We start from the raw sequence: 25,856 nt of genomic DNA, 5'->3' as shown, positions 1-25,856 counted from the left end.
CAGCGGCAAGCCTTTGCTTGCCGCTGGGGGTAGCGCTCTTTAGACTTACGCCTCCGTCAAGCGTGAGCAGGGTCGATGTCCACTGTCCTTCCCGAAGATTCCGTCGGTCTGGTAACACCGCAGATCGCCCGGTTCGATGAACCGCTGGCCCTGGCCTGTGGCCGCTCCCTGGCCACGTACGAGCTGATCTACGAAACCTATGGCACCCTCAACAGCACCGCCAGCAATGCCGTGCTGATCTGCCATGCCTTGTCCGGCCACCACCATGCCGCTGGCTACCATGCCACCACCGACCGCAAGCCGGGCTGGTGGGACAGCTGCATCGGCCCAGGCAAGCCGATCGACACCAATCGTTTCTTCGTGGTCAGCCTGAACAACCTTGGCGGCTGCAACGGCAGCACCGGCCCCAGCAGCGTCAACCCGGCCACCGGCAAGCCCTACGGCGCCGACTTCCCGGTGCTGACGGTGGAGGACTGGGTGCACAGCCAGGCACGCCTGGCCGACCGCCTGGGGATCCAGACCTGGGCCGCCATCGTCGGCGGCAGCCTGGGCGGCATGCAGGCCCTGCAATGGACCATCACCTACCCAGACCGCGTGCGTCACTGTGTGGACATCGCCTCGGCGCCCAAGCTGTCGGCGCAGAACATCGCCTTCAACGAAGTGGCGCGCCAGGCCATCCTCACCGACCCCGAATTCCATGGCGGCTCGTTCCAGGACCAGGGCGTGATCCCCAAGCGTGGCCTGATGCTGGCGCGCATGGTCGGCCATATCACTTACCTGTCCGACGACTCGATGGGCGAGAAATTCGGCCGCGAGCTCAAGAGCGACAAGCTCAACTACGACTTCCACAGCGTGGAGTTCCAGGTCGAGAGCTACCTGCGCTACCAGGGCGAGGAATTCTCCGGCCGCTTCGACGCCAACACCTACCTGCTGATGACCAAGGCGCTGGACTACTTCGACCCGGCCGCGGCCCATGGCGGCGACCTGGCGGCCACCCTGGCCGATGTCACGGCGCACTACTGCATCATGTCGTTCACCACCGACTGGCGATTCTCGCCGGCCCGTTCGCGGGAGATCGTCGATGCCCTGATGGCCGCGCGCAAGAACGTCTGCTACCTGGACATCGACTCGCCCTACGGCCACGACGCCTTCCTCATCCCGACGCCCCGCTACATGCAGGGCTTCGCCAACTACATGAACCGCATCGCTGTCTGAGGACCCCATGAGAGCCGACCTGGAAATCATCCAAGACTGGATCCCCGCCGGCAGCCGGGTACTCGACCTGGGCTGCGGCAACGGCGAACTGCTGGCCTCCTTGCGCGAGCGCAAGAACGTCACCGGCTATGGCCTGGAGATCGACGCCGACAACATCGCCGCCTGCGTGGCCAAGGGCGTCAACGTCATCGAGCAGGACCTGGACAAAGGCCTGGGCAACTTCGCCAGCAACAGTTTCGACGTAGTGGTCATGACCCAGGCCCTGCAGGCCGTGGAGTACCCCGACCGGATCCTCGACGAGATGCTGCGGGTGGGTCGCCAGTGCATCATCACCTTCCCCAACTTCGGCCACTGGCGCTGCCGCTGGTACCTGGCGACCAAGGGCCGCATGCCGGTTTCGGACTTCATGCCGTATACCTGGTACAACACCCCGAACATCCACTTCTGCACCTTCGAGGACTTCGAGAACCTGTGCCACGAGCGCAAGGCCAAGGTTCTCGACCGCCTGGCCGTCGACCGTCTGCACCGTAACGGGTTGGGCGGGCGGCTTTGGCCTAATCTTCTAGGTGAGATCGGTATCTATCGGGTCAGCAGCCCGGGCCTGCAGGAGCATCAGCTCGCGGTCTGACCCTCGCGAACGGAGGAATGGGATCATGCGTCGACTAGCACTGTTTCTGATCAGCCTGTGCCTGGCCTTGCCGGTGCTGGCTGCCGATGCCGCCAGGCCCGAACGCAAGCAGGACTTCGGCGACGTGACGGTCCATTACAGCGCCTTCACCTCGAGCATGCTGCAGCCAGACATCGCCGCCGCCACGGGCCTCACCCGCAGCAAGAACCAGGGCGTGCTCAACATCGCCGTGCTCAAGGCCGGCAAACCGGGCATGGCGGTGGTCAGCGGCACCGTGAAGGACCTCACCGGACGCAGCAATCCGCTGTCGTTCAAGCAGATCACCGACCAGGGCGCGGTGTACTACATCGCCCAGTTCAAGATCGAACAGGCCGAAACACTGACCTTCGACCTCAACATCGAAACCGGCGGTGTCAGCCACCCACTCAGCTTCAACCAGGAAGTGTTCCCAGGCGAATGATGAACCTCACGCAACTCGTATTGGCCAGCCACAACGCCGGCAAACTCAAGGAACTTCAGGCCATGCTCGGCGAGTCCGTGCACCTGCGTTCGATCGGCGAATTCAGCCAGGTGGAACCGGAAGAGACCGGCCTGTCGTTCGTCGAGAACGCCATCCTCAAGGCCCGCAATGCCGCGCGTATCTCCGGCATGCCGGCGCTGGCGGACGATTCGGGGCTGGCGGTGGACTTCCTCGGCGGCGCGCCGGGCATCTACTCGGCCCGCTACGCCGACGGCAAGGGCGATGCGGCGAACAACGCCAAGCTGCTCGAAGCGCTCAAGGACGTGCCAGAAGAGCAGCGTGGCGCGCAGTTCGTCTGTGTGCTGGCGTTGGTGCGACATGCCGACGATCCGCTGCCGATCCTCTGTGAAGGCCTGTGGCACGGTAGCATCCTGTTCGAGGCCAGCGGCGAGCACGGCTTCGGCTACGACCCGCTGTTCTGGGTCCCGGAGCGCAACTGCTCCAGTGCCGACCTTGCCCCGCTCGAAAAGAACCAGCTCAGCCACCGCGCCCGCGCCATGGCCCTGCTGCGTCAACGTCTGGGCCTGGCATGACCGACAAGCTGTCCTTGCAGCCGGCGGGCCTGATTCTCCCCGAACTCCCGCCGCTGTCGCTGTATATCCATATCCCCTGGTGCGTGCGCAAATGCCCCTATTGCGACTTCAACTCGCACCAGGCCGGCCCGACGCTGCCGGAAGCCGAATACGTCGATGCCCTGCTCGCCGACCTCGACCAGGAACTGCCTGCCGTCCAGGGCCGCCCCATCAGCACGATCTTCTTCGGCGGTGGCACGCCCAGCCTGTTCAGCGCGGATGCGCTTGGCCGACTGCTGCGCGGTGTCGAGCAACGCATCCCGTTCGCCCCGGATATCGAGATCACCCTCGAGGCCAACCCCGGCACCTTCGAGCAGGAAAAATTCAAGGCCTACCGGCAGACTGGCATCAACCGCCTGTCCATCGGCGTGCAGAGCTTCCAGCCGGCCAAACTGGAGAAGCTGGGGCGCATCCACAACGGTGATGAAGCGGTTCGCGCCGCCGGCATGGCCCGCGCGGCCGGCTTCGACAACTTCAACCTCGACCTGATGCACGGCCTGCCGGACCAATCGCTGGACGATGCGCTGGGCGACCTGCGCCAGGCCATCGACCTGGGGCCGACGCACCTGTCCTGGTACCAGCTGACGCTGGAGCCGAACACGGTGTTCTGGAGCCAACCACCGGAGCTGCCCGAGGACGATATTCTCTGGGACATCCAGGAGGCCGGCCAGACGCTGATGAGCGAGCACGGCTATCGGCAGTACGAAGTGTCGGCCTACGCCCAGGCCGGTCGTGCCGCACGGCACAACCTGAACTACTGGCGCTTCGGCGACTTCATCGGCATCGGGGCCGGCGCCCATGGCAAGCTGTCGTTCCCGGACGGGCGCATCCTGCGCACCTGGAAGACCCGCCTGCCCAAGGATTACCTGAACCCGGCCAAGCCCTTCAAGGCCGGCGAGAAGCTGCTCCCGGCCGATGAGCTACCTTTCGAGTTCCTGATGAACGCGCTGCGCCTCACCGATGGCGTGGAGGCCGAGCTGTTCAGCCTGCGTACCGGCCTGCCCCTGGCGCAACTTGCCGAAGCCCGCCGCGAGGCCGAACGAAAAGGCCTTTTGCGGGTCGAACCGGATCGACTGGCGGCAACGCCGCGCGGCCAGCTGTTCCTCAACGACCTGCTGCAGTACTTCTTGAATTAAGGATGACCCATGGACCTGGTACTTGACCTGCTCTCGACCGTTTCCCGCTGGAGCCGCAGCAACCTGTCGGAGATCTCGCTGGCCCTGGTGGGCTGCTTGCTGGTGCTGTTCGGCACCGATATCAAGGGCTGGGTGGAAGGACGCCTGGGTGGCTTGGCCGGAGCCCTGCGCGTGCCGTTCATGGCGCTGCTGGTGATGATCGGCAGCGGCGCGGCACTGATCTATGCGACGCCGTGGATCGTCAAGGGGCTGGGACAGTTCAACAACTATGCACTGGCGCCGGTGCTGCTGGTGGTGCTGGTGCTGATTGGCGTGGTGGCCGATCGGCGGGGATGAGCGCTTGCTAAAAGCCGCCCTGGCGAGCCAGGACGGCCCCTCACCCGACTAACCCTTAGCGGGCATCGTCAAAGTGATCGCGCAGGAAGTCCCTGACGGACCTGAAAACGATCAGGATCCGGATCAGCTTCCAGACGCGGCTCAGCGTAGTCAGCAAACGCTTCATATGCCTTGGCCTCCGTGTTGGCTGGGCCAATCTTCCAGCGCCTGACCGGCACTTCGGCGCCTTCGGAGATCATGTAGGGTGGTCTCCAGTGAAGTGGCTAGGTGGATGGCCCTTCGAAACTCTGCCGGCGCGGTTCGTAAGCCGCGTCGAAGGGGCCGAGACAACAGAACGAATTCGTTTCCCGGCCCGCCACTGGAAATGCCCCCATGAGAGCGGGGCAATCTTACGACAGCGAAAGATTCAAGGCTGTTACCTGCTCAGTCACACTTGATGCCTGATATTTCCGTGATTGACGCACTCCACAAGTACTCCTAGTATCGCGTTTGTGGGTGGTCTCCAGTGACGCTTGAAATGCGCAGGCTGAGGATTCGTAACCCGAAGCCCGCAAAAAAAAACCGCCCTTCTCAAGGCGGTTTTTTTGTACCTGCAATTTCGCAGGCTTGAAGGGCAGCGCCGAACGAACTCCGCTCAGTCCACCTTCTCGAACTTCAGGTCCCACACCCCATGCCCAAGGCGCTCACCACGGCGCTCGAACTTGGTGATCGGACGCTCTTCCGGGCGTGGCACATAGGTGCCATCAGCCGCCTGGTTGCGATACCCCGGTGCCACGTTCATGACTTCAAGCATGTGCTCGGCATAGGGCTCCCAATCAGTGGCCATATGGAACACGCCACCCACTTTCAGCTTGCTGCGCACCAGCTCGGCAAAAGCCGGCTGAACGATGCGGCGCTTGTGGTGACGGGCCTTGTGCCACGGATCTGGGAAGAACAGCATCAGGCGATCGAGGCTATTGTCGGCCACGCAGCGGTTGAGCACCTCGATGGCGTCGCAGTCGTACACCCGCAGGTTCTTCAGGCCCTGGGTCAGCACGCCGTTGAGCAGCGCGCCGACACCTGGACGGTGCACTTCGACACCGATGAAATCCAGCTCAGGAGCGGCGGCGGCCATCTCCAGCAGCGAGTGGCCCATGCCGAAGCCGATCTCCAGGGTGCGCGGCGCCGAGCGGCCGAACACCTGGTCGTAGTCCACCGGGCTGTCGGCCAGCGGCAGGATGAACAGCGGACCGCCCTGGTCCAGGCCGCGTTGCTGGCCTTCGGTCATGCGCCCGGCGCGCATCACGAAGCTCTTGATGCGGCGGTGCGGACGGGCTTCGCCGTCTTCGGGGATCGGCGTTTCTTGCGATTCAGTCATCAGGGGCTCTTACTTGATCAGACCTTCCAGCGGCGAGGACGCGCTGGCATAGAGTTTCTTCGGCATACGTCCGGCGAGGTATGCCATGCGGCCGGCAACGATGGCGTGCTTCATGGCCTCGGCCATCAGGACCGGCTGCTGGGCGTGGGCGATGGCCGAGTTCATCAGCACGGCCTCGCAGCCCATTTCCATGGCGATGGTGGCGTCGGAAGCGGTGCCCACACCAGCATCGACCAGCACCGGCACCTTGGACTCTTCCAGGATGATCTGCAGGTTGTACGGGTTGCAGATCCCCAGACCGGTGCCGATCAAGCCGGCCAGCGGCATGACCGCGATGCAGCCGACTTCGGCCAGTTGACGGGCGATGATCGGGTCGTCGCTGGTATAGACCATCACGTCGAAACCGTCCTTGACCAGCACTTCGGCGGCCTTGAGCGTTTCGATCACGTTGGGGAACAGGGTCTTCTGGTCGGCCAGCACTTCCAGCTTCACCAGCGTCCGGCTCTCGTGGGACTTGTAGCCATCGAGCAGTTCACGGGCCAGGCGGCAGGTACGTACCGCTTCGACTGCATCGAAGCAGCCTGCGGTGTTCGGCAGGATGGTGTACTTGTCGGGCGACAGCACGTCGAGCAGGTTCGGCTCGCCCGCATTCTGGCCGAGGTTGGTACGACGCACGGCTACGGTGACGATCTCGGCACCCGAGGCCTCTGTGGCCAGGCGGGTTTCTTCCATATCACGGTACTTGCCGGTGCCGACCAGCAGGCGCGACTGGAAAGTGCGCCCGGCCAGGACGAAAGGCTTGTCGCTTCGAACGTTGCTCATCGATGTTCCTCTGGAAAGGTTACGGGGCTTTCGGGTGAATCGGCGGAACGCGCTCAACCACCGCCAATGGCATGAACCACTTCGACCTGGTCGCCGTCGCTCAATTGCGTGCTCTCGTGCTGGCTGCGCGGCACGATGTCCAGGTTCAGTTCCACCGCCACCCGGCGACCGGCCAGTTCCAGTCGGCCCAGCAGCGCCGCGACGCTCTCGCCCTCGGGCAGTTCGTAAGGTTCACCGTTCAGTTGAATGCGCATGCGCACGGCCACCATTGTTCTTTGGGGCCCGCATTCTAGCCCCGATCAGCCCCGCAACCCAAGGGCGGCGCGCGCCATTAGTCGCGATTGTGGACCGACCGGTCAGCCCAGGCGCCAGGCGGCCAGGCCCAGGCACAGCCAGCCGGCGAGGAAGCACGCGCCACCAATGGGCGTGATCATGCCGAGCTTGCCCAGGCCGCTGAGGGTCAACACGTAGAGGCTACCGGAGAACAGCACGATCCCTGTCGCGAACAGACCACCGGCCCAGCCCACCAGGCGTCCGGGCAGGTGCACCGACAACACGGCCACACCCAGGATCGCCAGGGCATGCACCAGTTGATAAGTGACCCCGGTGTGGAAGATTGCCAGGTAATCGGCGCTGAGTCGGCTCTTGAGGCCATGGGCGGCGAAGGCGCCGAGCGCTACGCCGGTAAAGCCGAAGAACGCGGCGAGCATCAGGAAGCTGCGAAGCATGGGACGACTCCTCGGGAGGGGTCTGTATAATGGCCCGTTCCAACGGTCCGGCCAAGCCATCACCATGCTGTCATCCCTCCTCCGCCACCTCTACCGCGCCCTGCTCTGGTTCGCTGCCGGCAGCATTGCCGTGGTGCTGGTGCTGCGCTGGGTGCCGCCACCCGGGACGGCGCTGATGGTCGAGCGCAAGGTGGAGTCGTGGTTCAGTGGCGAGCCCATCGACCTGCAGCGCGACTGGACGCCGTGGAAGGACATTTCCGACGAGCTCAAGGTGGCGGTGATCGCCGGCGAGGACCAGAAGTTCGCCAGCCACTGGGGTTTCGACATCCCCGCGATCCAGGCGGCACTGGCCTACAACGAGCGCGGCGGCAAGGTCCGCGGCGCCAGCACGCTGACCCAGCAGGTGGCCAAGAATCTGTTCCTGTGGTCCGGGCGCAGCTGGCTGCGCAAGGGGCTTGAAGCCTGGTTCACCGCGCTGATCGAACTGTTCTGGTCGAAGGAGCGGATTCTCGAGGTCTATCTGAACAGCGCCGAGTGGGGCAAGGGCGTGTTCGGCGCCCAGGCAGCGGCGCGCTATCACTTCGGCGTCGATGCCAGCCGCCTGACGCGACAACAGGCCGCACAGCTCGCGGCGGTGCTGCCCAGCCCGATCAAGTGGAGCGCCAGCCGGCCGAGCGCCTATGTAGCCAGCCGGGCGGGGTGGATTCGCCGGCAGATGAGCCAGCTGGGTGGGCCGAGCTACCTGATGCAGCTGGATGCTTCGCGCAGGCTTTGAGGCCCGCTCCCACGCCCCGCCACGCCGCACACAAAAAAGCCGCTGCCTCTTACGAGAGCAGCGGCTTTTTCACTCCAGTCAGGGCGCCGATCAGATCGTAATCAGTGCCTTGACCTTGTTCATCGCGTTCTTCTCCAGCTGACGAATGCGCTCAGCCGATACGCTGTACTTTTCCGCCAGCTCATGCAGCGTGGCCTTTTCCTCGGCCAGCCAGCGCTGGTAGAGGATATCGCGACTGCGATCATCCAGGCCTTGCAGCGCTTCATGCAGGTTGCTGGTGGAGTTGTCGCTCCAATCAGCGTCCTCCAGCTGCACGGCCGGGTCGTAACGGTGGTCTTCCAGGTAATGCGCAGGCGACTGGAAGGCGCTGTCGTCGTCGGCTTCCGCCGCCGGGTCGAAGGCCATGTCCTGACCGCTCAACCGGCTTTCCATCTCCCGCACTTCACGGGGCTCGACGCCAAGGCTTTCGGCCACGCGATGCACTTCGTCGTTGTTCAGCCAGGCCAGGCGCTTCTTCTGGCTGCGCAGGTTGAAGAACAACTTGCGCTGGGCCTTGGTGGTAGCCACCTTGACGATGCGCCAGTTGCGCAGGATGAACTCATGGATCTCGGCCTTGATCCAGTGCACCGCGAAGGACACCAGACGCACGCCCATTTCCGGGTTGAAACGCTTTACCGCCTTCATCAGGCCGACGTTGCCTTCCTGGACCAGGTCGGCCTGGGCCAGCCCGTAGCCTGCATAGCTACGGGCGATGTGAACAACGAAACGCAGGTGGGCCATCACCATTTGCCGAGCGGCCTCGAGATCCTGCTCGTAGTAGAGACGCTCGGCCAGTTCACGCTCCTGCTCCGGTGTCAGCAGGGGAATGCTGTTCACCGTGTGCACATAGGCTTCCAGGTTTGCACCGGGAACCAGGGCATAGGCAGGTTGCAACGAATTGGTCATTCAAGTACCTCCGGCTTACAGACTCATGCCTTTTGGGCATTGCCAGCATAGACAAGAAACCGTTGTACAAGTTCCATGATGAAAAATTTGTCAATACTGGCCAAGAAACATTATCGCGGCGCCAGCTCGTTCAAGTGACGAGCGACCGCGATCCATGCACCGATATACCCCAACAGCACCGCGCCGATCAAGAGTGACAGACCGTCCGAGGCAGGAACGCCACCCAGGGCGAAATCGCTGCCGTACAGGCCGGAAAGCCCGACCACCGCGTCGTTGAGCCAGTTCAGGCCAAACGCCAGGATGCCCCAGGCCAGCACGCCGGCACCCAGCCCATAGAGCGCGCCCATATAGAGGAAAGGCCGGCGCACGTAGCTGTCGGTGCCGCCGACGAGCTTGATCACTTCGATCTCCACCCGGCGGTTTTCAATATGTAGACGAATTGTGTTGCCGATTACTAACAGCAGCGCGGAAATCAGCATTACCGCCAGACCGAAGACGAAACGATCACCCAGCTTGAGTATCGCCGCCAGACGCTCGACCCACAGCAGGTCCAGCTGCGCCACCTCGACCCGTGGCAGCTCGGACAGACGCTGGCGCAGCGCCTCGAGGGCCGGCTTGTCGACTTCGGTCGGGGTCACTACCACCACGCCCGGCAGCGGGTTGTCCGGCAACTCGCGCAAGGCCTCGCCCAGCCCGGACTGCTGCTGGAACTCTTCCAACGCCTGCTCGCGGCTGACGTATTGCGCCTCGGCAACCCCTGGCATGCCCTTGATCTCGTCGCGCAGGGCCTCGCCGTCGCGGCTGCTGGCGTCCAGCTTGAGATAGAGCGAAATCTGCGCCGCGCGCTGCCACGAACCGCCGAGCTTCTCGACGTTCTTCAACAACAGCGACAGGCCCATGGGCATGCTCAGCGCCACGGCCATCACCAGGCAGGTGAAGAAGCTGCCGATCGGTTGCTTGCCCAGGCGACGCAGGCTGTCGGCCAGGCTGGCACGGTGGCTTTCCAGCCAGGCATGCAGCAAGGTGCGAAAATCCGGGCCATCGTCGTCATGATCGCCGCGCTTTTTCCTGGGCTGCTGCGGATCGGCAGCCTTGGGCGCGACGCGCTCGGAAACCTTTGGTGTACGTGTGGTGCTCATTGCCCGGCCTCCCCATCGCCGATCAAGCGGCCGCGTTGCAGCGTCAGCATGCGGTGGCGCATGCGCGCGATCAGCGCCAGGTCGTGACTGGCGATCAAAACGGTGGTGCCCAGGCGGTTGATGTCCTCGAACACGCCCATGATCTCGGCGGCCAGGCGTGGGTCGAGGTTACCGGTGGGTTCGTCCGCCAGCAGCAGGGCCGGCTGGTGGACGATGGCGCGGGCGATGCCGACCCGCTGCTGCTGGCCGGTGGACAGGTCGGCCGGGAACAGCTCGCCCTTGTCGCTCAGCGACACGCGCTCCAGCGCCGAGTCCACGCGCTTGGCGATCTCGGCCTTGGACAGCCCGAGGATCTGCAACGGCAGCGCGATGTTGTTGAACACGGTGCGATCGAACAGCAGTTGGTGGTTCTGGAACACCACGCCGATCTGGCGCCGCAGGAACGGAATCTGCGCGTTGCTGATCTGGCCCAGGTCCTGCCCGGCCAGCAGCAGCTTGCCGCTGGTCGGACGCTCCATGGCCAGCAGCAGGCGCAGCAGGGTGCTCTTGCCGGCGCCGGAGTGACCGGTGACGAACAGGAACTCGCCACGACGCGCCCGGAAGCTCAGTTCGTGCAGGCCGACATGGCCATTGGGATAGCGCTTGGCTACCTGTTCGAATCGGATCATGAAGGTTCCCGCTCGGCGAACAGCGCCTTGACGAAGGGTTCGGCCTCGAAGGTGCGCAGGTCGTCGATACCTTCGCCCACACCAATGAAGCGGATCGGGATGTTGAACTGCTTGGCCAGGGCGAAGATGACGCCACCCTTGGCGGTGCCGTCCAGCTTGGTCAGGGCCAGGCCGGTCAGTTCGACGCTCTGGTTGAAGTACTTGGCCTGGCTGATGGCGTTCTGCCCGGTGCCGGCATCGAGTACCAACAGCACCTCGTGCGGTGCCTCGGCGTCAAGTTTGCCGATCACCCGACGAACCTTCTTCAGCTCTTCCATCAGGTTGTCCTTGGTGTGCAGACGACCGGCGGTATCGGCGATCAGCACATCGACGCCACGGGCCTTGGCGGCCTGCACGGCGTCGAAGATCACCGAAGCCGAGTCGGCGCCAGTGTGCTGGGCGATCACCGGGATCTGGTTGCGCTCGCCCCACACCTGCAACTGCTCCACCGCCGCAGCGCGGAAGGTGTCGCCGGCGGCGAGCATGACCTTCTTGCCTTCGAGCTGCAGCTTCTTGGCCAGCTTGCCGATGGTGGTGGTCTTGCCGGCGCCGTTCACGCCGACCACCAGGATCACGTAGGGCTTGCTCTGGGCCTCGATCTTCAACGGCTGCTCGACCGGACGCAGCAGCGCGGCCAGCTCATCCTGCAGCGACTTGTACAGCGCGTCGGCGTCGGCCAACTGCTTGCGGGCGACCTTCTGCGTGAGGTTCTGGACGATGGTCGAGGTCGCCTCGACACCGACGTCGGCGGTCAGCAGGCGGGTCTCGATCTCGTCGAGCAGGTCGTCGTCGATGACTTTCTTGCCAAGGAACAGGCTGGCCATGCCCTCGCCGATGCTGGCGCTGGTCTTGGACAAGCCCTGCTTGAGGCGGGCAAAGAAGCCTTGCTTGGCGGGCTCGGCGACGACGGGGTCGGGTTCCACGACAGTCGGAACGGAAGCGTCAGGCGCTGCGGGCTCAGGCTCGACCACAGGGGCAACCACCACCGGTGCAGGCTCGGGGACCACCATCTCAGGGGCCGGACGCTCGGGGATGACCGGCGGCGCCTTGGGTTCGAGGTCCGGCACCAGTGCAACCGGCTCTTCCGCAACCGGCAGCACCAGGTTGCTCACGGGGGTAGCTGGCGTTGGCTCGACCTCGACTGTCGGCAGGTCAGCCGCATTCGCGAGCAAGCCCGCTCCCACAGGGGGCTGCGGGGCTTGTACATGAACAACGGGCTCAGCCTCGGCCACCGGGGCAGGCTCGACCGGGGCTTCCATCGGCACGGGCCGAGTTGCTTCGACCACTTGGGTGGGCTGCACCGCCTGCGCAGCAACCGGCTCAGGCTCGATCTGCACGCTTGCCGGCGCAGGCTGGGGTGCCTCGGCCAGCGGAGCGGGCTGCTCGACGGGAGGCTGCTGTACCACCGGCGCCTCGACGGGCGGTTGAGGGGCGTGCGGCTGTTCGGCGACAGGTTGCTCCGGCTTCTTGCGGAACCAGCTGAACAGGCCTTTCTTCTCGCCAGCCGCGGCCGGCGCTTTTTTGTCGTCGTTGGAACCAAACATGGAAGACGGCTATCTCAGGGTAGCGATGGGCCAGCAGTGGCGCATCGGGAATTCTTGACTCACGCAGAACAGACTGCCGGGAGGCCAGCGGGTTCATGCGCAGCATTTTGTCGTATGGGCCTGCGGGCCAGAACGGCGACAGGCATGGTCGCCAGGCAACCGGATCAGTATCCTAGCACCTCCTGGCCCGCCGACGCTAAACCCAAGCGGGCCGCCGAACAGGTTGAACACCGTATGAATGCTCTAGCCCGCCGCGCCGCTGGCCTGTTGCTCGGCACGCTGTGCCTGCCGCTGGCGGCCTTCGCCGCCGATGTGCAACCCACCCACGAATTCATCCTCGACAACGGCCTGAAAGTGGTCGTGCGCGAGGACCATCGCGCGCCCGTGGTGGTCTCGCAGATCTGGTACAAGGTCGGTTCCAGCTACGAGACGCCCGGCCAGACCGGCCTGTCCCACGCCCTGGAACACATGATGTTCAAGGGCAGCGCCAAGCTCGGCCCCGGCGAGGCCTCGCGCATCCTGCGCGACCTCGGCGCCGAGGAGAACGCCTTCACCAGCGACGACTACACCGCCTACTACCAGGTGCTGGCCCGCGACCGCCTGCCGGTGGCCTTCGAGCTCGAAGCCGATCGCCTGGCCAGCCTGCGCCTGCCGGCCGACGAGTTCAGCCGGGAAATCGAGGTGATCAAGGAAGAGCGCCGCCTGCGCACCGACGACCAGCCGAACGCCAAGGCCTTCGAACTGTTCCGCGCCATGGCCTATCCGGCCAGCGGCTACCATACCCCGACCATCGGCTGGATGGCCGATCTCGAACGCATGAAGGTCGAGGAACTGCGGCACTGGTACCAATCCTGGTACGCGCCCAACAACGCCACCCTGGTGGTGGTCGGCGACGTCAAGCCCGACGAGGTCAAGGCTCTCGCCCAGAAATACTTCGGCCCCATCCCCAAACGCGCCGTGCCGCCGAGCAAGCTGCCGCTGGAGCTGGCCGAACCGGGCCAGCGCCAGCTCACCCTGCACCTGCGCACGCAGCTGCCCAGCCTGATCTACGGCTTCAACGTCCCGGCCCTGGCCACCGCCAAGGAGCCGCGCAGCGTCAACGCCCTGCGCCTGATCTCGGCCCTGCTCGACGGCGGCTACAGCGCCCGCATGCCGGCGCGCCTGGAGCGTGGCCAGGAGTTGGTCGCCGGGGCCTCGTCCAGCTACAACGCCTTCACCCGCGGCGACAGCCTGTTCATGATCTCGGCCACCCCCAATGTGCAGAAGCACAAGACCTTGGCCGAGGTGGAGAAAGGCATCTGGCAACTGCTCGACGAGCTCAAGACCACACCGCCCACCGCCGAAGAACTGGAGCGCGTACGTGCCCAGGTGATCGCCGGCCTGGTCTACGACCGCGACTCCATCAGCAGCCAGGCCACCACCATCGGCCAGCTGGAAACCGTCGGCCTTTCCTGGAAGCTGATCGACAGCGAGCTCGACGACCTCAAGCGCGTGACGCCTGAGGACATCCAGGCCGCCGCCCGCACCTACTTCACCCGCGAACGCCTGAGCGTTGCCCATGTACTGCCCGAGGAGTCCGCTCATGAGTGATCGCAGCGCACCGCGCTACACCCTGTTCGGTCTGGCGATCATCGTGCTGGTGGTGGGCCTTGCCCTGTTGCTGGCGCGTCCGGCCCAATCCGACAGTGAAAGCCAGCCGGGCACCGCGGCCCGCCCGGCCAACACCCTGCAATCGCTGGCCGAACTGGACGGCAAGGCGCCCAGCCGGCGCCAGCTGAACATCCAGGACTGGACCACCGCCGAAGGCACCCGCGTGCTGTTCGTCGAGGCCCACGAGCTGCCGATGTTCGACCTGCGCCTGACCTTCGCCGCTGGCAGCAGCCAGGACGGCGGCACCCCAGGCCTGGCCACGCTGACCAACGCCATGCTCAACGAGGGCGTGGCCGGCAAGGACGTCACCGCCATCGCCGAAGGTTTCGAAGGTCTGGGCGCCGATTTCGGCAATGGCTCATACCGCGACATGGCCGTGGCCTCGCTGCGCAGCCTCAGCGCGGTGGACAAGCGCGATCCGGCCCTGAAGCTGTTCACCGAGGTGGTGGGCAGGCCGACCTTCCCCGAAGATGCCCTCAAGCGCATCAAGAATCAGCTGCTGGCCGGTTTCGAGTACGAGAAACAGAGCCCGGGCAAGATCGCCGGCAAGACCCTGTTCGCCAATCTTTACGGCAGCCACCCCTACGCCCACCCCAGCGACGGCACCGCCGAGACCATCCCCGGGATCACCCTCGAGCAGCTGCGTACCTTCCATGGCAAGGCCTATGCCGCGGGCAACGCGGTGATCGCCCTGGTCGGCGACCTCAGCCGCGCCGAGGCCGAGGCCATCGCCGCCCAGGTTTCCGCCGGCCTGCCCAAGGGCCCGGCATTGGCCAAGCCTGAGCAGCCTGCCGCGCCCAAGCCAGGCGTGACCCATGTCGACTTCCCGTCCAAGCAGACCCACCTGATGCTGGCCGAGCTGGGCATCGACCGCAACGATCCGGACTGGCCGGCGCTGTCGCTGGGCAACCAGATCCTCGGCGGCGGCGCCTTCGGCACCCGCCTGATGAGCGAGGTCCGTGAGAAGCGCGGCCTGACCTATGGCGTGTACTCGGTATTCAGCCCGATGCAGGTACGCGGCCCGTTCATGATCAACCTGCAGACCCGCGCCGAACTCAGCGAGGGCACGCTCAAGCTGGTCCAGGACATTCTCGCCGAGTACCTGAAGAGTGGCCCGACCCAGCAAGAGCTGGACGACGCCAAGCGTGAACTGGCCGGCAGCTTCCCGCTGTCCAATGCCAGCAACGCCAGCATCGTCGGGCAGCTGGGCGCGATCGGCTTCTACAACCTGCCGCTGAGCTGGCTGGAAGACTTCATGCAGCAGTCCCAGGCGCTGACCGTCGAGCAGGTCAAGGCGGCCATGAGCAAGCACCTCGCGGCGGACCAGCTGGTGATCGTCACCGTCGGCCCGAAGGTGGCGCAGCAGCCGCTGCCGGCCCCCACTGACAAACCCGCCGAGCAGCCGCTCGGCGTACCGGAGCACTAATGGCAAGACCCACTACCCCAGCGCGCCCGGCCCCGGGCACCAGCAAGGGCCCAGGCCAGCTGCGCATCATCGCCGGCGAGTGGCGCAGCCGTCGCCTGGCCGTGCCGGAAGGCGAAGGCCTGCGACCGACGCCCGATCGCGTGCGTGAAACCCTGTTCAACTGGCTGGCGCCGTACATCGAAGGCGCCCTGGTGCTCGATGCCTTCACCGGCAGCGGCGCCCTGGTGCTCGAAGCGCTGTCGCGCGGCGCCGAAAACGCCGTGGCACTGGACAGCAACCCGGCAGCCATCGCCAACCTCAAGCACAACCTCGAACTGCTGCGCTGCCCGCGTGGGCAGATCCTGCAGACCGACGCCCTGCGCTACCTGCAAGGTCCGGCCAAGCAGCAATTCGATATGGTGTTCCTCGACCCGCCGTTCCACCAGGAGCTGCTGGCCAACACCTGCAACTTGCTGGAGCAGGGTCAGTGGCTGCGCGAGCAGGCGTGGATCTACACCGAAAGCGAAGCCGCGCCTTCAACGCTGGCGATGCCCGGCAACTGGCGCCTGCACCGCGAGAAGAAGACCGGCCAGGTGCATTACGCGCTGTGGCAGCGCGGCTGAGCGGCAGACCTAAGTAACACCGATGGCCGTATCCCATGGCTGAAGCTGCGCCCCTTTCCCGCAGAGGAGCCCTTCAGCCATGCCCACCCCCTTCCCCTCCTCGCCTGCCGCTGCGCCCGTGCAGCAGTTCAGGCTCGCCAACGGTCTGCACGTCTGCCTGCGCAACGACCCTCGCGCGCCCCTGGTCACCGCGCAGCTCTGGTACCACATTGGCGCCAGTGACGAAGCACAGGGCAAGTCCGGACTGTCCCACGCCCTGGAGCATCTGATGTTTCAGGGCAGCGGCAAACTTTCGCCCAGCCAGTACCAGTACGCCATCGCCCGCCTGGGTGCCACGCCGGATGCCTATACGACGGCAGACAGCACCGTGTTCGAGATGAGCCTGCCAGTCACCCGCCTGGAGACCGCGCTGGAGATCCTGGCCGACTCCATGCACAGCGCCACGCTTGGCGAGGCGGAATTTTTCAAGGCCATGAGCGTCATCAAGGCCGAACGCAGCAGCCAGATCGACAGCAACGCCACCCAGATCGCCCTCGAGCGCATCCGCCAGTGCGCCTACGGCGACAATGGCTACGCGACCCCGGTGATCGGTCATGCCGGAGACCTGGCTCGCCTGCAACCGGGGGATGTGCGCCACTGGTACGACACCTGGTACCAGCCCAACAATGCCTCGCTGATGGTCGTCGGCGCCATCGGGCTCGAAGAGCTGCGGTCGCTGGTGCAACGGCAGTTCTCGGGTATCGCCCGAGCCGACCTGCCCTCCAGACGGATACCGGTGCTGGCCAGACCCTCCAGCGAGCGGCGCTTGACCCTCGAACACCCGCTACTCAAACCCGGGCTTGCGCTCGCTTTCCCGGTACCGAGCCTGGCAACGGCGAAGCAGGCAAGCCAGGCGTTCTCACTGCTGTCGCTGCGTGAAATCCTCATGAGCCGGCTGAATCGAGTGCTCGTGCAGAACAGCGCCATCCTGTCGGCCGTGAGGTGTGACTACAACCCGATGCAACGGGGCGACAGCCTGTTCACGGTGTATGGCCTGCTCAACCGCGACAGTGACGGCGAACGCGCCCTCGGCATGGTCAAGCAACAGATCGAGCACTTCCGGCAATCGTCACTCGACACCGCCGAGCTGGAACGGACCAAGGTCCGGATGCTGGCCAGGGAAGTGTTCGACCAGGACAGCCGTGTCGCCCAGGCCTGGCACCTCGGCCTGTACGCGAGCAGCGGCCTGGACCCCGCGCAGATGCCCGAGCGCGGCAGCGTCATTCGCACCTTGACCGTCCAGGACATGCGGCAGGCAGCCAGCACATGCCTGACAGCGGCCGCCTCCAGCGTCATGGCCCTGCAGCAGGAGCCCACCTCACATGCTTGAGCTTTCCACCATCCAAGGCCAGACGCAGGGCTTCGGCGGCCTGACGACCCTCCCCACCAGCGGCCTCCCCGCGATCCCCGAGGCAAAGCCCGATATTCAGCAGTGGCTCACCCCGGCCGGCAGCAAGGTCCTGTTCGTGCAAGCCAGCCACCTGCCCATGCTGGACCTCAGGCTGCGCTTCGACGCCGGCAGCGCGCACGATGGCCTCCACCCGGGCCTGGCGGCAGTCACCCTGGAACTGATCGCCCAAGGGACCCTGCGCTTCACCGGGCAGCAGATCACCGATGAACTGGAGGCCCTGGGCTGCGAGTTTTCCCGATTCGTGCGGGCGGAGTACAGCACGCTGTCGCTGCGCTGCCTGTCGTCGGCCGACGTGCGCGACAGGGCCGTGGACCTGCTGACCGACATCGTCGGGCGCCCTTTGCTGGCCCCCGAACAACTGCAAAGCGCCAGGCAGAAATGGCGCGACACGCTGACCATGCGCCAAGACCACCCCATTTTTGCCTTGAGGCAGAAGCTCTTCGAGCAACTCCATGGCCTGCATCCTTACGCCACCCACTACCTGGGGGGCACCGTGCAGGGCATAAGCGGAATCGGCGCGCAGCAGGTCCTGGATTTTCATCAGCGCGCCTATTCAGCGCAGAACCTGTGCATCACGCTGGTAGGCGACCTGTCTCGCGCGCAAGCCGAACGTCTTGCCCTCGAAATCAGCCATGTCCTGCCCCGAGAGGGCTTCAGCTGCGGGCTGGATCGCCCCGCGCCCAACCTCGCCCAATCCGCCCATGTCCAGATGAGCGGCACAAGTTGCTGGGCTGGGCTGGCCCTGCCCGTTCACGCAGAAGGAGGCGACCGGCCGGCCCTGATGGCGGCTATCCACATCCTTGCCGAAGGCTCGCAGTCGCGCTTGGCAAAGGCGCTGCGAGGCAGGCACGGGACAAGCTACTCCGTGCGCGGCGGTATCATCCGCCACAGCCTTTCCGAGCTGTTCATGGTGCAGTGGGACATCGCCCCAGAGCTGGTCCAGGCCTCGCTGGCACTGGCCGGACAGGTCATTGACGAATTCATCGACACAGGCCCCGACACGTCGGAGCTCAGCCTTGCTCAGGAAGCGATCGCCAGCCAGTGGCTCAAGCAGTCCGCGAGCAATGCCTCACTCGCCCACGAGTTGAACGAAACCGCCCGGTTCTCCGCCGACCCCGCTCGAGCCCTGTCGGAGCGCTGGGTACGGCTGCGCAACCTGACCACCCAGAGCCTGCGTGACGCGCTGGCTCGCTGCCTGTCGCCACAACGCATGGTCAAGGCCAGCACGGGGCCTGCGGTCAAGCAGCAGGCGCTGCCCGACCAATAGCGCACTTGCAGTGACGATGTTTCATGGCACTCTAGGCAGGCACATCACGAGTCGCCCAGCATGCCCAGTCTCACCGCCACCTTCCGCCCGGCCATCGGCCTGTCCAACCCCCACCTGCAGACGTTATGGGGCCCGCTCTGGCGCAAACTCCCGGCCTTGGCGCGCGATCGCGAGCGCCTGTGGCTGGCCGACGGCGACTTCCTCGATCTCGACTGGCACGGCCCGCATCAGCCGGACAGCCCCCTGGTGCTGGTGCTGCACGGGCTGACCGGTTCGTCCAGTTCGCCTTATGTCAAAGGCCTGCAGCACGCCCTGCAGGCGCGCGGCTGGGCGAGCGTCGCGGCGAACTGGCGCGGCTGTTCGGGCGAACCGAACCTGTTGGCGCGCAGCTACCATTCCGGCGCCAGCGAAGACCTGGCCGAGATCATCCGCCATCTGCGCGCCCAGCGGCCGCTGGCGCCGCTGTATGCGGTGGGCTACTCGCTGGGCGGCAACGTGCTGCTCAAGTACCTGGGAGAAAGCGGCTCGGCCAGCCAGCTGGAAGCGGCGGTGGCGGTTTCGGTGCCCTTTCGCCTGGACCAGTGCGCCGATCGCATCGGCCTGGGCTTCTCGAAGATCTACCAGGCGCATTTCATGCGCGAGATGCTGGCCTACGTGCAAGACAAGCAACGGCACTTCCATGACAACGGCCACCACGAAGGCCTGGCCGCGATCGAGCGCCTGGGTTCGCTGCGCAACCTGCGCACCTTCTGGGACTTCGACGGCAAGGTCACCGCGCCACTCAACGGTTTCAGCGACGCAAATGACTATTACCGCCGCGCGTCCAGCCGCTATTACCTGGGTGAGAACCGCACGCCGACGTTGATCATCCACTCCAGCGATGATCCGTTCGTGTTCGGGCATAGCCTGCCGACGCCGGACGAGCTGGCGCCGCTGACGCAATTCGAGCTGCACCGTCGCGGCGGGCACGTGGGATTCGTCGACGGTAGCCTGCGCAATCCAGGGTATTACCTGGAACGACGGATCCCGCAGTGGCTGCTCGACCAGGGCTGAAAACCGGTCGGCCTCAATCGCCAATAGCCACGCCACGCCGTGGATCATTGATCCACTCACTCCACGACCCGGCATACAACCGACCCAGCGGATACCCCGCCAGTGCCAGCGCGAACAGGTTGTGGCAGGCCGTCACACCCGAGCCGCAATACGCCACCAGTTGCTCGGGCGAACGCCCCGCCAGTTTTTCGGCGAACCGTTGCCTGAGCTGATCGGCCGGCAGGAACCGCCCGTCGGCCCCAAGGTTGTCGGTGAACGCCGCGCACTGGGCGCCAGGTATATGCCCAGCCACCGGGTCGATGGGTTCGACTTCGCCACGAAAGCGCGGCAGCCCCCGGGCATCGATCAAGGTCAACGCAGGATCGCCCAGACGCTTGCCCAGGTGTCCGGCGTCAATCAGCAGCTTCATGTCCGGCTCACCGCTGAAGTTGCCTTCGCGGCGCACTGGCGGGTCCAGGCTCAACGGCAGGTGCGCCGCGTGCCAGGCCTTGAGGCCGCCATCGAGGATGAACACCGCCTCGCGCTTGCCCAGCCAGGCCAGCAGCCACCAGGCACGGGCGGCGAAGGCGCCTGGACCGTCGTCGTAGAGCACCACCTGACTGTCATTGTCCACGCCCCATTCGCGCAGGCGCTCCACCAGCCGCTGCGGATCCGGCAGCGGATGACGCCCGGTACGGCCCTTGACCACCAGGCCGCTCAGGTCGCGTTCCAGATCGGCGAAGTGCGCCCCGGCGATATGCCCCTCGGCATAGCTGCGTTGGCCGTAGTCGACATCTTCCAGGGCGAAGCGACAATCGAGAATCACCAGGCCGGGTGCATCCAGGCGTTCGGCCAGCTGTTGCGGGGTGATCAGTTGCGCAAGGGGCATGACAATCTCCTGACAAGTGACTCGAAGGCCCTGGATCAATGCTCCAGGGCCTGGTTGAACGGTACGTGGAATTCGTTGCAGAGGGTGTCCACGGCACCGCGCGCGGAGGGCGTGACGAAGCCCAGTTCCAGCACCAGTACCTGGTAGACGCCGCGCATGAACGCTTCTTCACCCAGATGCGCGGAGTGCTCACGGGTGGTGCTGAGAAAGCGCACCCAGGAGGTCAGCACGATCCAGGCATTGATGGTCAGTGACTCGATCTGCGCGGCATCCATGGCCAGGATGCCGGCCTCGACGAAGCCGCGGTAGATCGCCTGCCCCTGCTGCAGACAGCGCCGGGAAAAACGCCGGTAGCGGGCGGCCAGTTCCGGATCGCTTTCGAGCAGGTGCTCGAGGTCGCGGTGCAGGAAACGGTAGTTCCACATCGCCGCCAGCAGCGCCTTCAAGTAGAAGCGCTTGTCCTCGACGGTGGCGACGCGGCCCTGGGGCGGGCGCAAAAAGCTGTCCACCAGTTCTTCGTACTGGCTGAACAACAGGGCGATGATCGCCTGCTTGTTGGGGAAGTGGTAGTACAGGTTGCCGGGCGAGATCTCCATGTGCGCGGCAATGTGGTTGGTGCTGACGCAACGCTCGCCCTGCTGGTTGAACAGCTCCAGGCTGCTCTGCACGATGCGCTCTCGGGTCTTCATGCGCGGGGCCATGCTCAGCTCCAGTCTCCAGCTTGAATGATCCGGCTCATCTTACGGCCTCCGGCTCGTCGGGTGCACCGCCGGCTGCGTGAAATAGAATGCACCATCGTGCCAATTAGAGTATATGCTCTACACATTCTTCACACCCGGAGCCGCCATGACCTCGCCTGCCGTTCTCCCGCCCGTACAATCCGACCTCGATCTGCAGGCGGCGTTCGACGCCCAGCGCCAGGCGTTCGCCAGCAACCCCATGCCCTCGGCGGCGCAACGCCGGCAGTGGCTCAAGAGCCTGCGCGAGGCGCTGCTGGCGGACCAGGAAACGCTGATCGCCAGCATCGATGCCGATTTCAGCGGACGCAGCCGCGACGAGACCTCGATCGCCGAGCTGATGCCGTCGGTCATGGGTTTGCGCGATGCCGAAAAACAGCTGGGGCGCTGGATGCGGGCATCGCGCCGCAAGGTCGGCCTGGCCTTCCAGCCGGCCAGCGCACGGGTGCAGTACCAACCACTGGGCGTGGTGGGCGTCATCGTGCCGTGGAACTACCCGCTGTTCCTCGCCATCGGTCCGCTGACCGGCGCCCTCGCCGCCGGCAACCGGGTAATGCTCAAGCTCAGCGAGTCCACCCCGGCCAGCGGCCAGGCGCTCAAGAACCTGATCGAACGCGTGTTCCCCAGCGACCTGGTCAGTGTCGTGCTGGGCGAGGTGGAGGTCGGCCAGGCCTTTGCCCGTTTGCCGTTCGACCACCTGCTGTTCACCGGCGCCACCAGCGTCGGGCGCCATGTGATGTTGGCCGCGGCGCAGAACCTCACCCCGGTGACCCTGGAGCTGGGCGGAAAATCACCGGCCATCGTCTCCAGCGACGTCCCCCTGGACACCGCCGCCGAACGCATCGCCTTCGGTAAGACCCTCAACGCCGGCCAGACCTGCGTCGCACCCGACTACGTGCTGGTGCCCCGCGAGCGCCTGGCCGCCTTCGCCGACGCCTACCGGCGCGCCGTGCACCGCTTCTACCCACGCCTCACCGACAACCCCGACTACAGCGCGATCATCAACGAGCGCCAGCTCGGCCGCCTCAACCACCTGCTGGAAGACGCCCGCGAGCACGGCGCCCAGGTGCTCGACCTGTATCCCGACGAACCGCGCCAAGGCAGGCACCTGCCGCCGCACCTGCTGTGGGATGTGAACGACAGCATGCAGGTGATGCAGGACGAGATCTTCGGCCCGTTGCTGCCCCTGGTGCCCTACGACCGCCTGGACGACGCCCTGGCCTACGTCAACCAGCGCCCTCGCCCCCTGGCGCTCTACTACTTCGGCTACGACCGCGAGGAACAGGCACGGGTGCTGCGCGACACCCATTCCGGCGGTGCCTGCCTCAACGACACCCTGCTGCATGTGGCCCAGGACGACCTGCCGTTCGGTGGCATCGGCCCGTCCGGCATGGGCCACTACCATGGTCACGAGGGCTTCCTGACCTTCAGCAAGGCCAAGGCCGTGCTGGCCAAGCAGCGTTTCAATGCCGCCAAGGTGATCTACCCGCCCTATGGCAAAGCCTTGCAGCGCCTGGTCTGCAAACTGTTCATCCGCTGAGAGCAGGTACTGCATGCAGCGCCGCGATCTGCTCAGGTTCAGCCTGGGCGCCAGCCTGTTCCTCGGTACCACCAGCCTGCTCGGCTGCTCGAAGCAGGTGGCCTCGCCTGGCTATCAGGTCCTGCGCGATGACGACCTGCCACTGTTGCAGGCCCTGGTTCCCGTGATCCTGGCGGGCACCCAGGCTTCCACGGAGGGGGTGCTGCAAAGCCTCGACCACAAGCTGGCGGCCCTGTCGCCGGCGATGCTCAAGCTGACCCGGCAATTGTTCGACGTGCTCACCCTGCCCTTGACCCGAGGGCCGTTGACCGGCGTCTGGGGCGGCTGGGCCAGCGCCAGCAGCGCCGAAGTGGAGGGTTTCCTCGAACGCTGGCGCGACAGCTCGCTGAACCTGCTGCGCCAGGGGCATGCCTCGCTGCTGCAGCTGCTGCTGATGGCCTGGTACGAACGCCCCGAGTCCTGGACGGCCTGCGGCTATCCAGGGCCACCGAAGATCTGACACAGCGCATGCCCCTGTGGGAGCGCATAAAAAGGGAAGCCAATGCCAGTCCCCGATCCGTTTCGCCAAGGCCTCGAGCGCGGCTGGACCACCCACGACGGTTCACGCCTGGACCAGGACCTGACCCTCGAAGCCGACGTCGCCATCATCGGCAGCGGCGCGGGCGGCGCCACCAGCGCCGAACGGCTCAGCGCTGCCGGGCTCAAGGTGCTGCTGATCGAGGAAGGCCCGCTCAGGACCAGCAGCGATTTCCACCTGCTGGAACACCAGGCCTACGCCGAGCTCTACCAGGAGGGACTGGGCCGTCTGAGCAAGGACGGCGCCATCACCATCCTGCAAGGCCGCGCGGTGGGAGGCACGACCCTGGTCAACTGGACTTCGAGCTTCCGCACGCCAACGCAGACCCTGGAGCACTGGGCCAGGGAACATGGCGTCAAAGGCCTGGACAGCGAAACGCTGGCCCCCTGGTTCGAGCGCATGGAGCAGCGTCTGGGCATCAGCCCCTGGCCGCTGCCACCGAACGCCAACAACGACGTATTGCGCCGCGGCTGCGAGGCGCTTGGCCATCGCTGGGCGGTGATCCCGCGCAATGTGCGCGGTTGCTGGAACCTGGGCTATTGCGGCATGGGCTGCCCGGTCAACGCCAAGCAGTCGATGCTGGTCACCAGCATCCCGGCCACCCTGGAAAAGGGCGGCGAGTTGCTCTACCTGGCCCGTGCCGAACGCTTCAGCCACGACGGCCAGCGCATCGATAACCTGCAATGCCTGGCCCTGGATAGCCAGGGCATCCACCCCACCGGCCGGCAGATCCAGGTGCGCGCCCGCCACTATGTGCTGGCCGGTGGAGGCATCAACAGCCCTGCCCTGCTGCTACGCTCCGAGGCCCCCGATCCACACCAGCGCCTGGGCAAGCGCACCTTCCTGCACCTGGTCAATTTCAGCGCCGCGCAGTTCGAGGAGAAGATCGACCCGTACTACGGCGCGCCGCAGTCGATCTACAGCGACCAGTTCCAGTGGCAGGGCGGCGTCAGCGGCCCGGTCGGCTACAAGCTCGAGGTCCCGCCGCTGCACCCGGCCCTGGCCAGCACCCTGCTCGGCGGCCATGGCCAGGACAACGCCCGGCGCATGGCCGAACTGCCCCATACCCATGTGATGCTGGCGCTGCTGCGCGACGGCTTCCACCCCGACAGCCCAGGCGGACAGGTGGAACTGCGCGGCGATGGCTCGCCTGTGCTCGACTATCCCGTCACCGACTACCTGCGCGACGGCCTGCGCCGGGCCTGGCAGAGCATGGCGCAGATCCAGTTCGCCGCCGGGGCTCGCCAGGTGATGCCGGTGCATGGCGATGCCCGATATGTCACCGATGCCACGCAGGCGCAGGCCATGATCGACGAACTGCCCCTGACGCTGTTGCGCATGCGCCTGGGCAGCGCCCACGTCATGGGCGGCTGCGCCCTTGGCGATGATCCGCGCCAGGCGGTATGCGACAGCCTGGGCCGGCATCACCAGCTGGAGAACCTGTCGATCCACGACGGCTCGCTGTTCCCCACCAGCATCGGCGCCAACCCGCAACTGTCGGTGTACGCCGTCAGCGCCCTGCTCAGCGAGGCGCTCATCGGCCGCCTGGCACATGGCACATGACAGCCAATACCCACGCTGTCTATAGTGCCATCGGCCAGCCACGCGACTTGGCCGGGCGCAATCGCTGCGCTACCATCCGACTCCCCAACGCACTCCAGCCAGGATGACGCGATGAACCGAGTGTTGTACCCGGGTACTTTCGACCCCATTACCAAAGGCCATGGCGACCTGGTCGAGCGCGCCTCGCGACTGTTCGATCACGTGATCATCGCCGTGGCGGCCAGCCCGAAGAAGAACCCCCTGTTCCCGCTGGAACAACGGGTGGCGCTGGCCCGCGAGGTCACCAAGCACCTGCCCAATGTCGAAGTCATCGGCTTCTCCACCCTGCTGGCGCATTTCGCCAAGGAGCAGGGCGCCAACGTCTTCCTGCGCGGCCTGCGCGCGGTGTCCGACTTCGAATACGAGTTCCAGCTGGCCAACATGAATCGCCAGCTGGCGCCGGACGTCGAGAGCCTGTTCCTGACGCCGTCCGAGCGCTACTCGTTCATTTCCTCGACCCTGGTCCGGGAAATCGCCGCGCTGGGCGGCGACATCACCAAGTTCGTCCACCCCGCCGTGGCCGATGCCCTGACCGAGCGCTTTCGCAAGTAGGCCTCGCGTCCGCGATGTCGCGCCCGCGTGCACTGCGGGCGCGAATCCGGCACAATTGCGCCCATCGCTTTGAAACATGCCCGGGCCCGATGCCCAGGCCGGAGTCCC

Annotated in this window: 28 protein-coding genes; 17 read left to right on the top strand and 11 right to left on the bottom strand. The window is 65.6% G+C overall.

Going from position 1 to position 25,856, the window contains the following annotated elements; genetic code table 11:
- Positions 1–75 precede the first annotated feature (75 nt).
- Genes N7422_RS13000 through N7422_RS12975 form a run of 6 tightly spaced genes read left to right on the top strand, consistent with a single transcriptional unit; the run spans position 76 to position 4,407 of the window.
- Positions 76–1,215, top strand: coding sequence for a homoserine O-acetyltransferase (locus N7422_RS13000; protein WP_279806918.1), 1,140 nt, complete (start codon positions 76–78; stop codon positions 1,213–1,215).
- Positions 1,216–1,222: 7 nt separating this feature from the next.
- Entirely contained in the window at positions 1,223–1,843 is a 621-nt protein-coding gene (gene metW, locus N7422_RS12995) for a methionine biosynthesis protein MetW (protein ID WP_166885701.1), read from the top strand.
- Positions 1,844–1,868: 25 nt separating this feature from the next.
- Positions 1,869–2,303: a DUF4426 domain-containing protein gene (locus N7422_RS12990; RefSeq protein ID WP_279806917.1), complete on the top strand. Its 435-nt coding sequence runs from the start codon at positions 1,869–1,871 to the stop codon at positions 2,301–2,303.
- Entirely contained in the window at positions 2,300–2,896 is a 597-nt protein-coding gene (gene rdgB / locus N7422_RS12985) for an RdgB/HAM1 family non-canonical purine NTP pyrophosphatase (RefSeq protein WP_279806916.1), read from the top strand. Before N7422_RS12990 ends, rdgB begins: the two co-directional genes overlap by 4 nt.
- Positions 2,893–4,071, top strand: coding sequence for a radical SAM family heme chaperone HemW (gene hemW, locus N7422_RS12980; protein WP_279806915.1), 1,179 nt, complete (start codon positions 2,893–2,895; stop codon positions 4,069–4,071). Before rdgB ends, hemW begins: the two co-directional genes overlap by 4 nt.
- A 9-nt stretch (positions 4,072–4,080) precedes the next feature.
- A complete protein-coding gene (locus N7422_RS12975) occupies positions 4,081–4,407 on the top strand; it encodes a DUF3392 family protein (protein ID WP_011531731.1) in 327 nt (108 codons plus the stop codon).
- 68 nt (positions 4,408–4,475) lie between these two features.
- Here N7422_RS12975 and N7422_RS12970 read toward each other — a convergent pair whose 3' ends face one another.
- The 5 genes from N7422_RS12970 to N7422_RS12950 all read right to left on the bottom strand — a co-directional run bounded on the left by N7422_RS12970 (position 4,476) and on the right by N7422_RS12950 (position 7,314).
- On the bottom strand, positions 4,476–4,646 hold the full coding sequence (locus N7422_RS12970; protein ID WP_279806914.1) for a hypothetical protein: 171 nt from the start codon (positions 4,644–4,646) through the stop codon (positions 4,476–4,478).
- Between the two features lie 395 nt (positions 4,647–5,041).
- Positions 5,042–5,764 (bottom strand): tRNA (guanosine(46)-N7)-methyltransferase TrmB, encoded by a 723-nt coding sequence (trmB, locus tag N7422_RS12965; protein ID WP_279806913.1) that lies wholly within the window; start codon positions 5,762–5,764, stop codon positions 5,042–5,044.
- Positions 5,765–5,773: 9 nt separating this feature from the next.
- Positions 5,774–6,586, bottom strand: a complete 813-nt coding sequence (locus N7422_RS12960) for a thiazole synthase (protein WP_279806912.1) — start codon at positions 6,584–6,586, stop codon at positions 5,774–5,776.
- A gap of 53 nt (positions 6,587–6,639) precedes the next feature.
- A complete protein-coding gene (thiS, locus tag N7422_RS12955; RefSeq protein ID WP_279806911.1) occupies positions 6,640–6,840 on the bottom strand; it encodes a sulfur carrier protein ThiS in 201 nt (66 codons plus the stop codon).
- A 102-nt stretch (positions 6,841–6,942) separates the two neighbouring features.
- On the bottom strand, positions 6,943–7,314 hold the full coding sequence (locus N7422_RS12950; RefSeq protein WP_279806910.1) for a DUF423 domain-containing protein: 372 nt from the start codon (positions 7,312–7,314) through the stop codon (positions 6,943–6,945).
- A 64-nt stretch (positions 7,315–7,378) separates the two neighbouring features.
- Here N7422_RS12950 and mtgA point away from each other — a divergent pair, with 64 nt between their 5' ends.
- Positions 7,379–8,089 (top strand): monofunctional biosynthetic peptidoglycan transglycosylase, encoded by a 711-nt coding sequence (gene mtgA, locus N7422_RS12945; RefSeq protein WP_279806909.1) that lies wholly within the window; start codon positions 7,379–7,381, stop codon positions 8,087–8,089.
- A gap of 90 nt (positions 8,090–8,179) precedes the next feature.
- On the opposite strand, the gene rpoH is transcribed toward mtgA, so the two are convergent.
- The 4 genes from rpoH to ftsY all read right to left on the bottom strand — a co-directional run bounded on the left by rpoH (position 8,180) and on the right by ftsY (position 12,424).
- Entirely contained in the window at positions 8,180–9,034 is an 855-nt protein-coding gene (gene rpoH / locus N7422_RS12940) for an RNA polymerase sigma factor RpoH (RefSeq protein WP_279806908.1), read from the bottom strand.
- A gap of 110 nt (positions 9,035–9,144) precedes the next feature.
- On the bottom strand, positions 9,145–10,173 hold the full coding sequence (ftsX, locus tag N7422_RS12935) for a permease-like cell division protein FtsX (RefSeq protein WP_279806907.1): 1,029 nt from the start codon (positions 10,171–10,173) through the stop codon (positions 9,145–9,147).
- Positions 10,170–10,841: a cell division ATP-binding protein FtsE gene (gene ftsE, locus N7422_RS12930; RefSeq protein WP_011531723.1), complete on the bottom strand. Its 672-nt coding sequence runs from the start codon at positions 10,839–10,841 to the stop codon at positions 10,170–10,172. Before ftsE ends, ftsX begins: the two co-directional genes overlap by 4 nt.
- On the bottom strand, positions 10,838–12,424 hold the full coding sequence (gene ftsY / locus N7422_RS12925) for a signal recognition particle-docking protein FtsY (RefSeq protein WP_279806906.1): 1,587 nt from the start codon (positions 12,422–12,424) through the stop codon (positions 10,838–10,840). Before ftsY ends, ftsE begins: the two co-directional genes overlap by 4 nt.
- 234 nt (positions 12,425–12,658) lie before the next feature.
- Between ftsY and N7422_RS12920 the strand changes: the two genes are divergently transcribed.
- The 6 genes from N7422_RS12920 (at position 12,659) to N7422_RS12895 (ending at position 19,872) form a co-directional block, all read left to right on the top strand.
- A complete protein-coding gene (locus N7422_RS12920; RefSeq protein WP_279806905.1) occupies positions 12,659–14,014 on the top strand; it encodes a pitrilysin family protein in 1,356 nt (451 codons plus the stop codon).
- Complete coding sequence (locus N7422_RS12915; RefSeq protein ID WP_279806904.1) at positions 14,007–15,500, top strand: pitrilysin family protein; 1,494 nt, start codon at positions 14,007–14,009, stop codon at positions 15,498–15,500. The genes N7422_RS12920 and N7422_RS12915 overlap by 8 nt, the downstream gene beginning before the upstream one ends.
- Positions 15,500–16,102: a 16S rRNA (guanine(966)-N(2))-methyltransferase RsmD gene (gene rsmD, locus N7422_RS12910; protein ID WP_279806903.1), complete on the top strand. Its 603-nt coding sequence runs from the start codon at positions 15,500–15,502 to the stop codon at positions 16,100–16,102. The genes N7422_RS12915 and rsmD overlap by 1 nt, the downstream gene beginning before the upstream one ends.
- Before the next feature lie 79 nt (positions 16,103–16,181).
- A complete protein-coding gene (locus tag N7422_RS12905) occupies positions 16,182–17,471 on the top strand; it encodes a pitrilysin family protein (RefSeq protein ID WP_279806902.1) in 1,290 nt (429 codons plus the stop codon).
- Positions 17,464–18,819, top strand: coding sequence for a pitrilysin family protein (locus N7422_RS12900; protein WP_279806901.1), 1,356 nt, complete (start codon positions 17,464–17,466; stop codon positions 18,817–18,819). The genes N7422_RS12905 and N7422_RS12900 overlap by 8 nt, the downstream gene beginning before the upstream one ends.
- Positions 18,820–18,879: 60 nt before the next feature.
- Positions 18,880–19,872, top strand: a complete 993-nt coding sequence (locus N7422_RS12895) for a hydrolase (protein WP_279806900.1) — start codon at positions 18,880–18,882, stop codon at positions 19,870–19,872.
- 13 nt (positions 19,873–19,885) lie between these two features.
- Here the strand turns inward: N7422_RS12895 and N7422_RS12890 are convergent, their stop codons facing one another.
- Positions 19,886–20,740: a sulfurtransferase gene (locus N7422_RS12890; protein ID WP_279806899.1), complete on the bottom strand. Its 855-nt coding sequence runs from the start codon at positions 20,738–20,740 to the stop codon at positions 19,886–19,888.
- 35 nt (positions 20,741–20,775) lie between these two features.
- A complete protein-coding gene (locus N7422_RS12885) occupies positions 20,776–21,441 on the bottom strand; it encodes a TetR/AcrR family transcriptional regulator (protein WP_279806898.1) in 666 nt (221 codons plus the stop codon).
- Positions 21,442–21,586: 145 nt separating this feature from the next.
- Here N7422_RS12885 and N7422_RS12880 point away from each other — a divergent pair, with 145 nt between their 5' ends.
- The 4 genes from N7422_RS12880 to coaD all read left to right on the top strand — a co-directional run bounded on the left by N7422_RS12880 (position 21,587) and on the right by coaD (position 25,748).
- Positions 21,587–23,017 (top strand): coniferyl aldehyde dehydrogenase, encoded by a 1,431-nt coding sequence (locus N7422_RS12880; RefSeq protein WP_279806897.1) that lies wholly within the window; start codon positions 21,587–21,589, stop codon positions 23,015–23,017.
- Between the two features lie 13 nt (positions 23,018–23,030).
- Positions 23,031–23,516: a twin-arginine translocation pathway signal protein gene (locus N7422_RS12875; RefSeq protein ID WP_279806896.1), complete on the top strand. Its 486-nt coding sequence runs from the start codon at positions 23,031–23,033 to the stop codon at positions 23,514–23,516.
- Positions 23,517–23,558: 42 nt separating this feature from the next.
- The gene (locus N7422_RS12870; protein ID WP_279806895.1) at positions 23,559–25,157 is read left to right on the top strand and encodes a GMC family oxidoreductase; all 1,599 of its coding nucleotides are present in this window, start codon (positions 23,559–23,561) and stop codon (positions 25,155–25,157) included.
- A gap of 111 nt (positions 25,158–25,268) precedes the next feature.
- The gene (coaD, locus tag N7422_RS12865) at positions 25,269–25,748 is read left to right on the top strand and encodes a pantetheine-phosphate adenylyltransferase (protein WP_279806894.1); all 480 of its coding nucleotides are present in this window, start codon (positions 25,269–25,271) and stop codon (positions 25,746–25,748) included.
- Positions 25,749–25,856: the final 108 nt, after the last annotated feature.

The organism is Pseudomonas sp. GD04091 (assembly GCF_029836165.1).
Taxonomy (GTDB): Bacteria; Pseudomonadota; Gammaproteobacteria; order Pseudomonadales; family Pseudomonadaceae; genus Aquipseudomonas.
The sequence above is the reverse complement of the archived record's forward strand: the minus strand, read 5'-3'. Positions and strand labels throughout refer to the sequence as shown.

Bases quoted from the DNA above. Each gene is read 5' to 3' on its own strand.
- metW (WP_166885701.1), top strand. From the start codon at position 1,223: ATGAGAGCCGACCTGGAAATCATCCAAGACTGGATCCCCGCCGGCAGC.
- N7422_RS12915 (WP_279806904.1), top strand. From the start codon at position 14,007: ATGAGTGATCGCAGCGCACCGCGCTACACCCTGTTCGGTCTGGCGATC.
- coaD (WP_279806894.1), top strand. From the start codon at position 25,269: ATGAACCGAGTGTTGTACCCGGGTACTTTCGACCCCATTACCAAAGGC.
- thiS (WP_279806911.1), bottom strand. From the start codon at position 6,840: ATGCGCATTCAACTGAACGGTGAACCTTACGAACTGCCCGAGGGCGAG.
- ftsE (WP_011531723.1), bottom strand. From the start codon at position 10,841: ATGATCCGATTCGAACAGGTAGCCAAGCGCTATCCCAATGGCCATGTC.
- N7422_RS12950 (WP_279806910.1), bottom strand. From the start codon at position 7,314: ATGCTTCGCAGCTTCCTGATGCTCGCCGCGTTCTTCGGCTTTACCGGC.
- N7422_RS12880 (WP_279806897.1), top strand. From the start codon at position 21,587: ATGACCTCGCCTGCCGTTCTCCCGCCCGTACAATCCGACCTCGATCTG.
- N7422_RS12885 (WP_279806898.1), bottom strand. From the start codon at position 21,441: ATGGCCCCGCGCATGAAGACCCGAGAGCGCATCGTGCAGAGCAGCCTG.
- rdgB (WP_279806916.1), top strand. From the start codon at position 2,300: ATGATGAACCTCACGCAACTCGTATTGGCCAGCCACAACGCCGGCAAA.
- N7422_RS12975 (WP_011531731.1), top strand. From the start codon at position 4,081: ATGGACCTGGTACTTGACCTGCTCTCGACCGTTTCCCGCTGGAGCCGC.
- N7422_RS12870 (WP_279806895.1), top strand. From the start codon at position 23,559: ATGCCAGTCCCCGATCCGTTTCGCCAAGGCCTCGAGCGCGGCTGGACC.
- ftsX (WP_279806907.1), bottom strand. From the start codon at position 10,173: ATGAGCACCACACGTACACCAAAGGTTTCCGAGCGCGTCGCGCCCAAG.
- N7422_RS12960 (WP_279806912.1), bottom strand. From the start codon at position 6,586: ATGAGCAACGTTCGAAGCGACAAGCCTTTCGTCCTGGCCGGGCGCACT.
- rsmD (WP_279806903.1), top strand. From the start codon at position 15,500: ATGGCAAGACCCACTACCCCAGCGCGCCCGGCCCCGGGCACCAGCAAG.
- N7422_RS12875 (WP_279806896.1), top strand. From the start codon at position 23,031: ATGCAGCGCCGCGATCTGCTCAGGTTCAGCCTGGGCGCCAGCCTGTTC.
- N7422_RS12970 (WP_279806914.1), bottom strand. From the start codon at position 4,646: ATGATCTCCGAAGGCGCCGAAGTGCCGGTCAGGCGCTGGAAGATTGGC.
- N7422_RS13000 (WP_279806918.1), top strand. From the start codon at position 76: ATGTCCACTGTCCTTCCCGAAGATTCCGTCGGTCTGGTAACACCGCAG.
- hemW (WP_279806915.1), top strand. From the start codon at position 2,893: ATGACCGACAAGCTGTCCTTGCAGCCGGCGGGCCTGATTCTCCCCGAA.
- N7422_RS12990 (WP_279806917.1), top strand. From the start codon at position 1,869: ATGCGTCGACTAGCACTGTTTCTGATCAGCCTGTGCCTGGCCTTGCCG.
- N7422_RS12905 (WP_279806902.1), top strand. From the start codon at position 16,182: ATGCCCACCCCCTTCCCCTCCTCGCCTGCCGCTGCGCCCGTGCAGCAG.
- N7422_RS12895 (WP_279806900.1), top strand. From the start codon at position 18,880: ATGCCCAGTCTCACCGCCACCTTCCGCCCGGCCATCGGCCTGTCCAAC.
- ftsY (WP_279806906.1), bottom strand. From the start codon at position 12,424: ATGTTTGGTTCCAACGACGACAAAAAAGCGCCGGCCGCGGCTGGCGAG.
- rpoH (WP_279806908.1), bottom strand. From the start codon at position 9,034: ATGACCAATTCGTTGCAACCTGCCTATGCCCTGGTTCCCGGTGCAAAC.
- N7422_RS12890 (WP_279806899.1), bottom strand. From the start codon at position 20,740: ATGCCCCTTGCGCAACTGATCACCCCGCAACAGCTGGCCGAACGCCTG.
- mtgA (WP_279806909.1), top strand. From the start codon at position 7,379: ATGCTGTCATCCCTCCTCCGCCACCTCTACCGCGCCCTGCTCTGGTTC.
- N7422_RS12900 (WP_279806901.1), top strand. From the start codon at position 17,464: ATGCTTGAGCTTTCCACCATCCAAGGCCAGACGCAGGGCTTCGGCGGC.
- N7422_RS12920 (WP_279806905.1), top strand. From the start codon at position 12,659: ATGAATGCTCTAGCCCGCCGCGCCGCTGGCCTGTTGCTCGGCACGCTG.
- trmB (WP_279806913.1), bottom strand. From the start codon at position 5,764: ATGACTGAATCGCAAGAAACGCCGATCCCCGAAGACGGCGAAGCCCGT.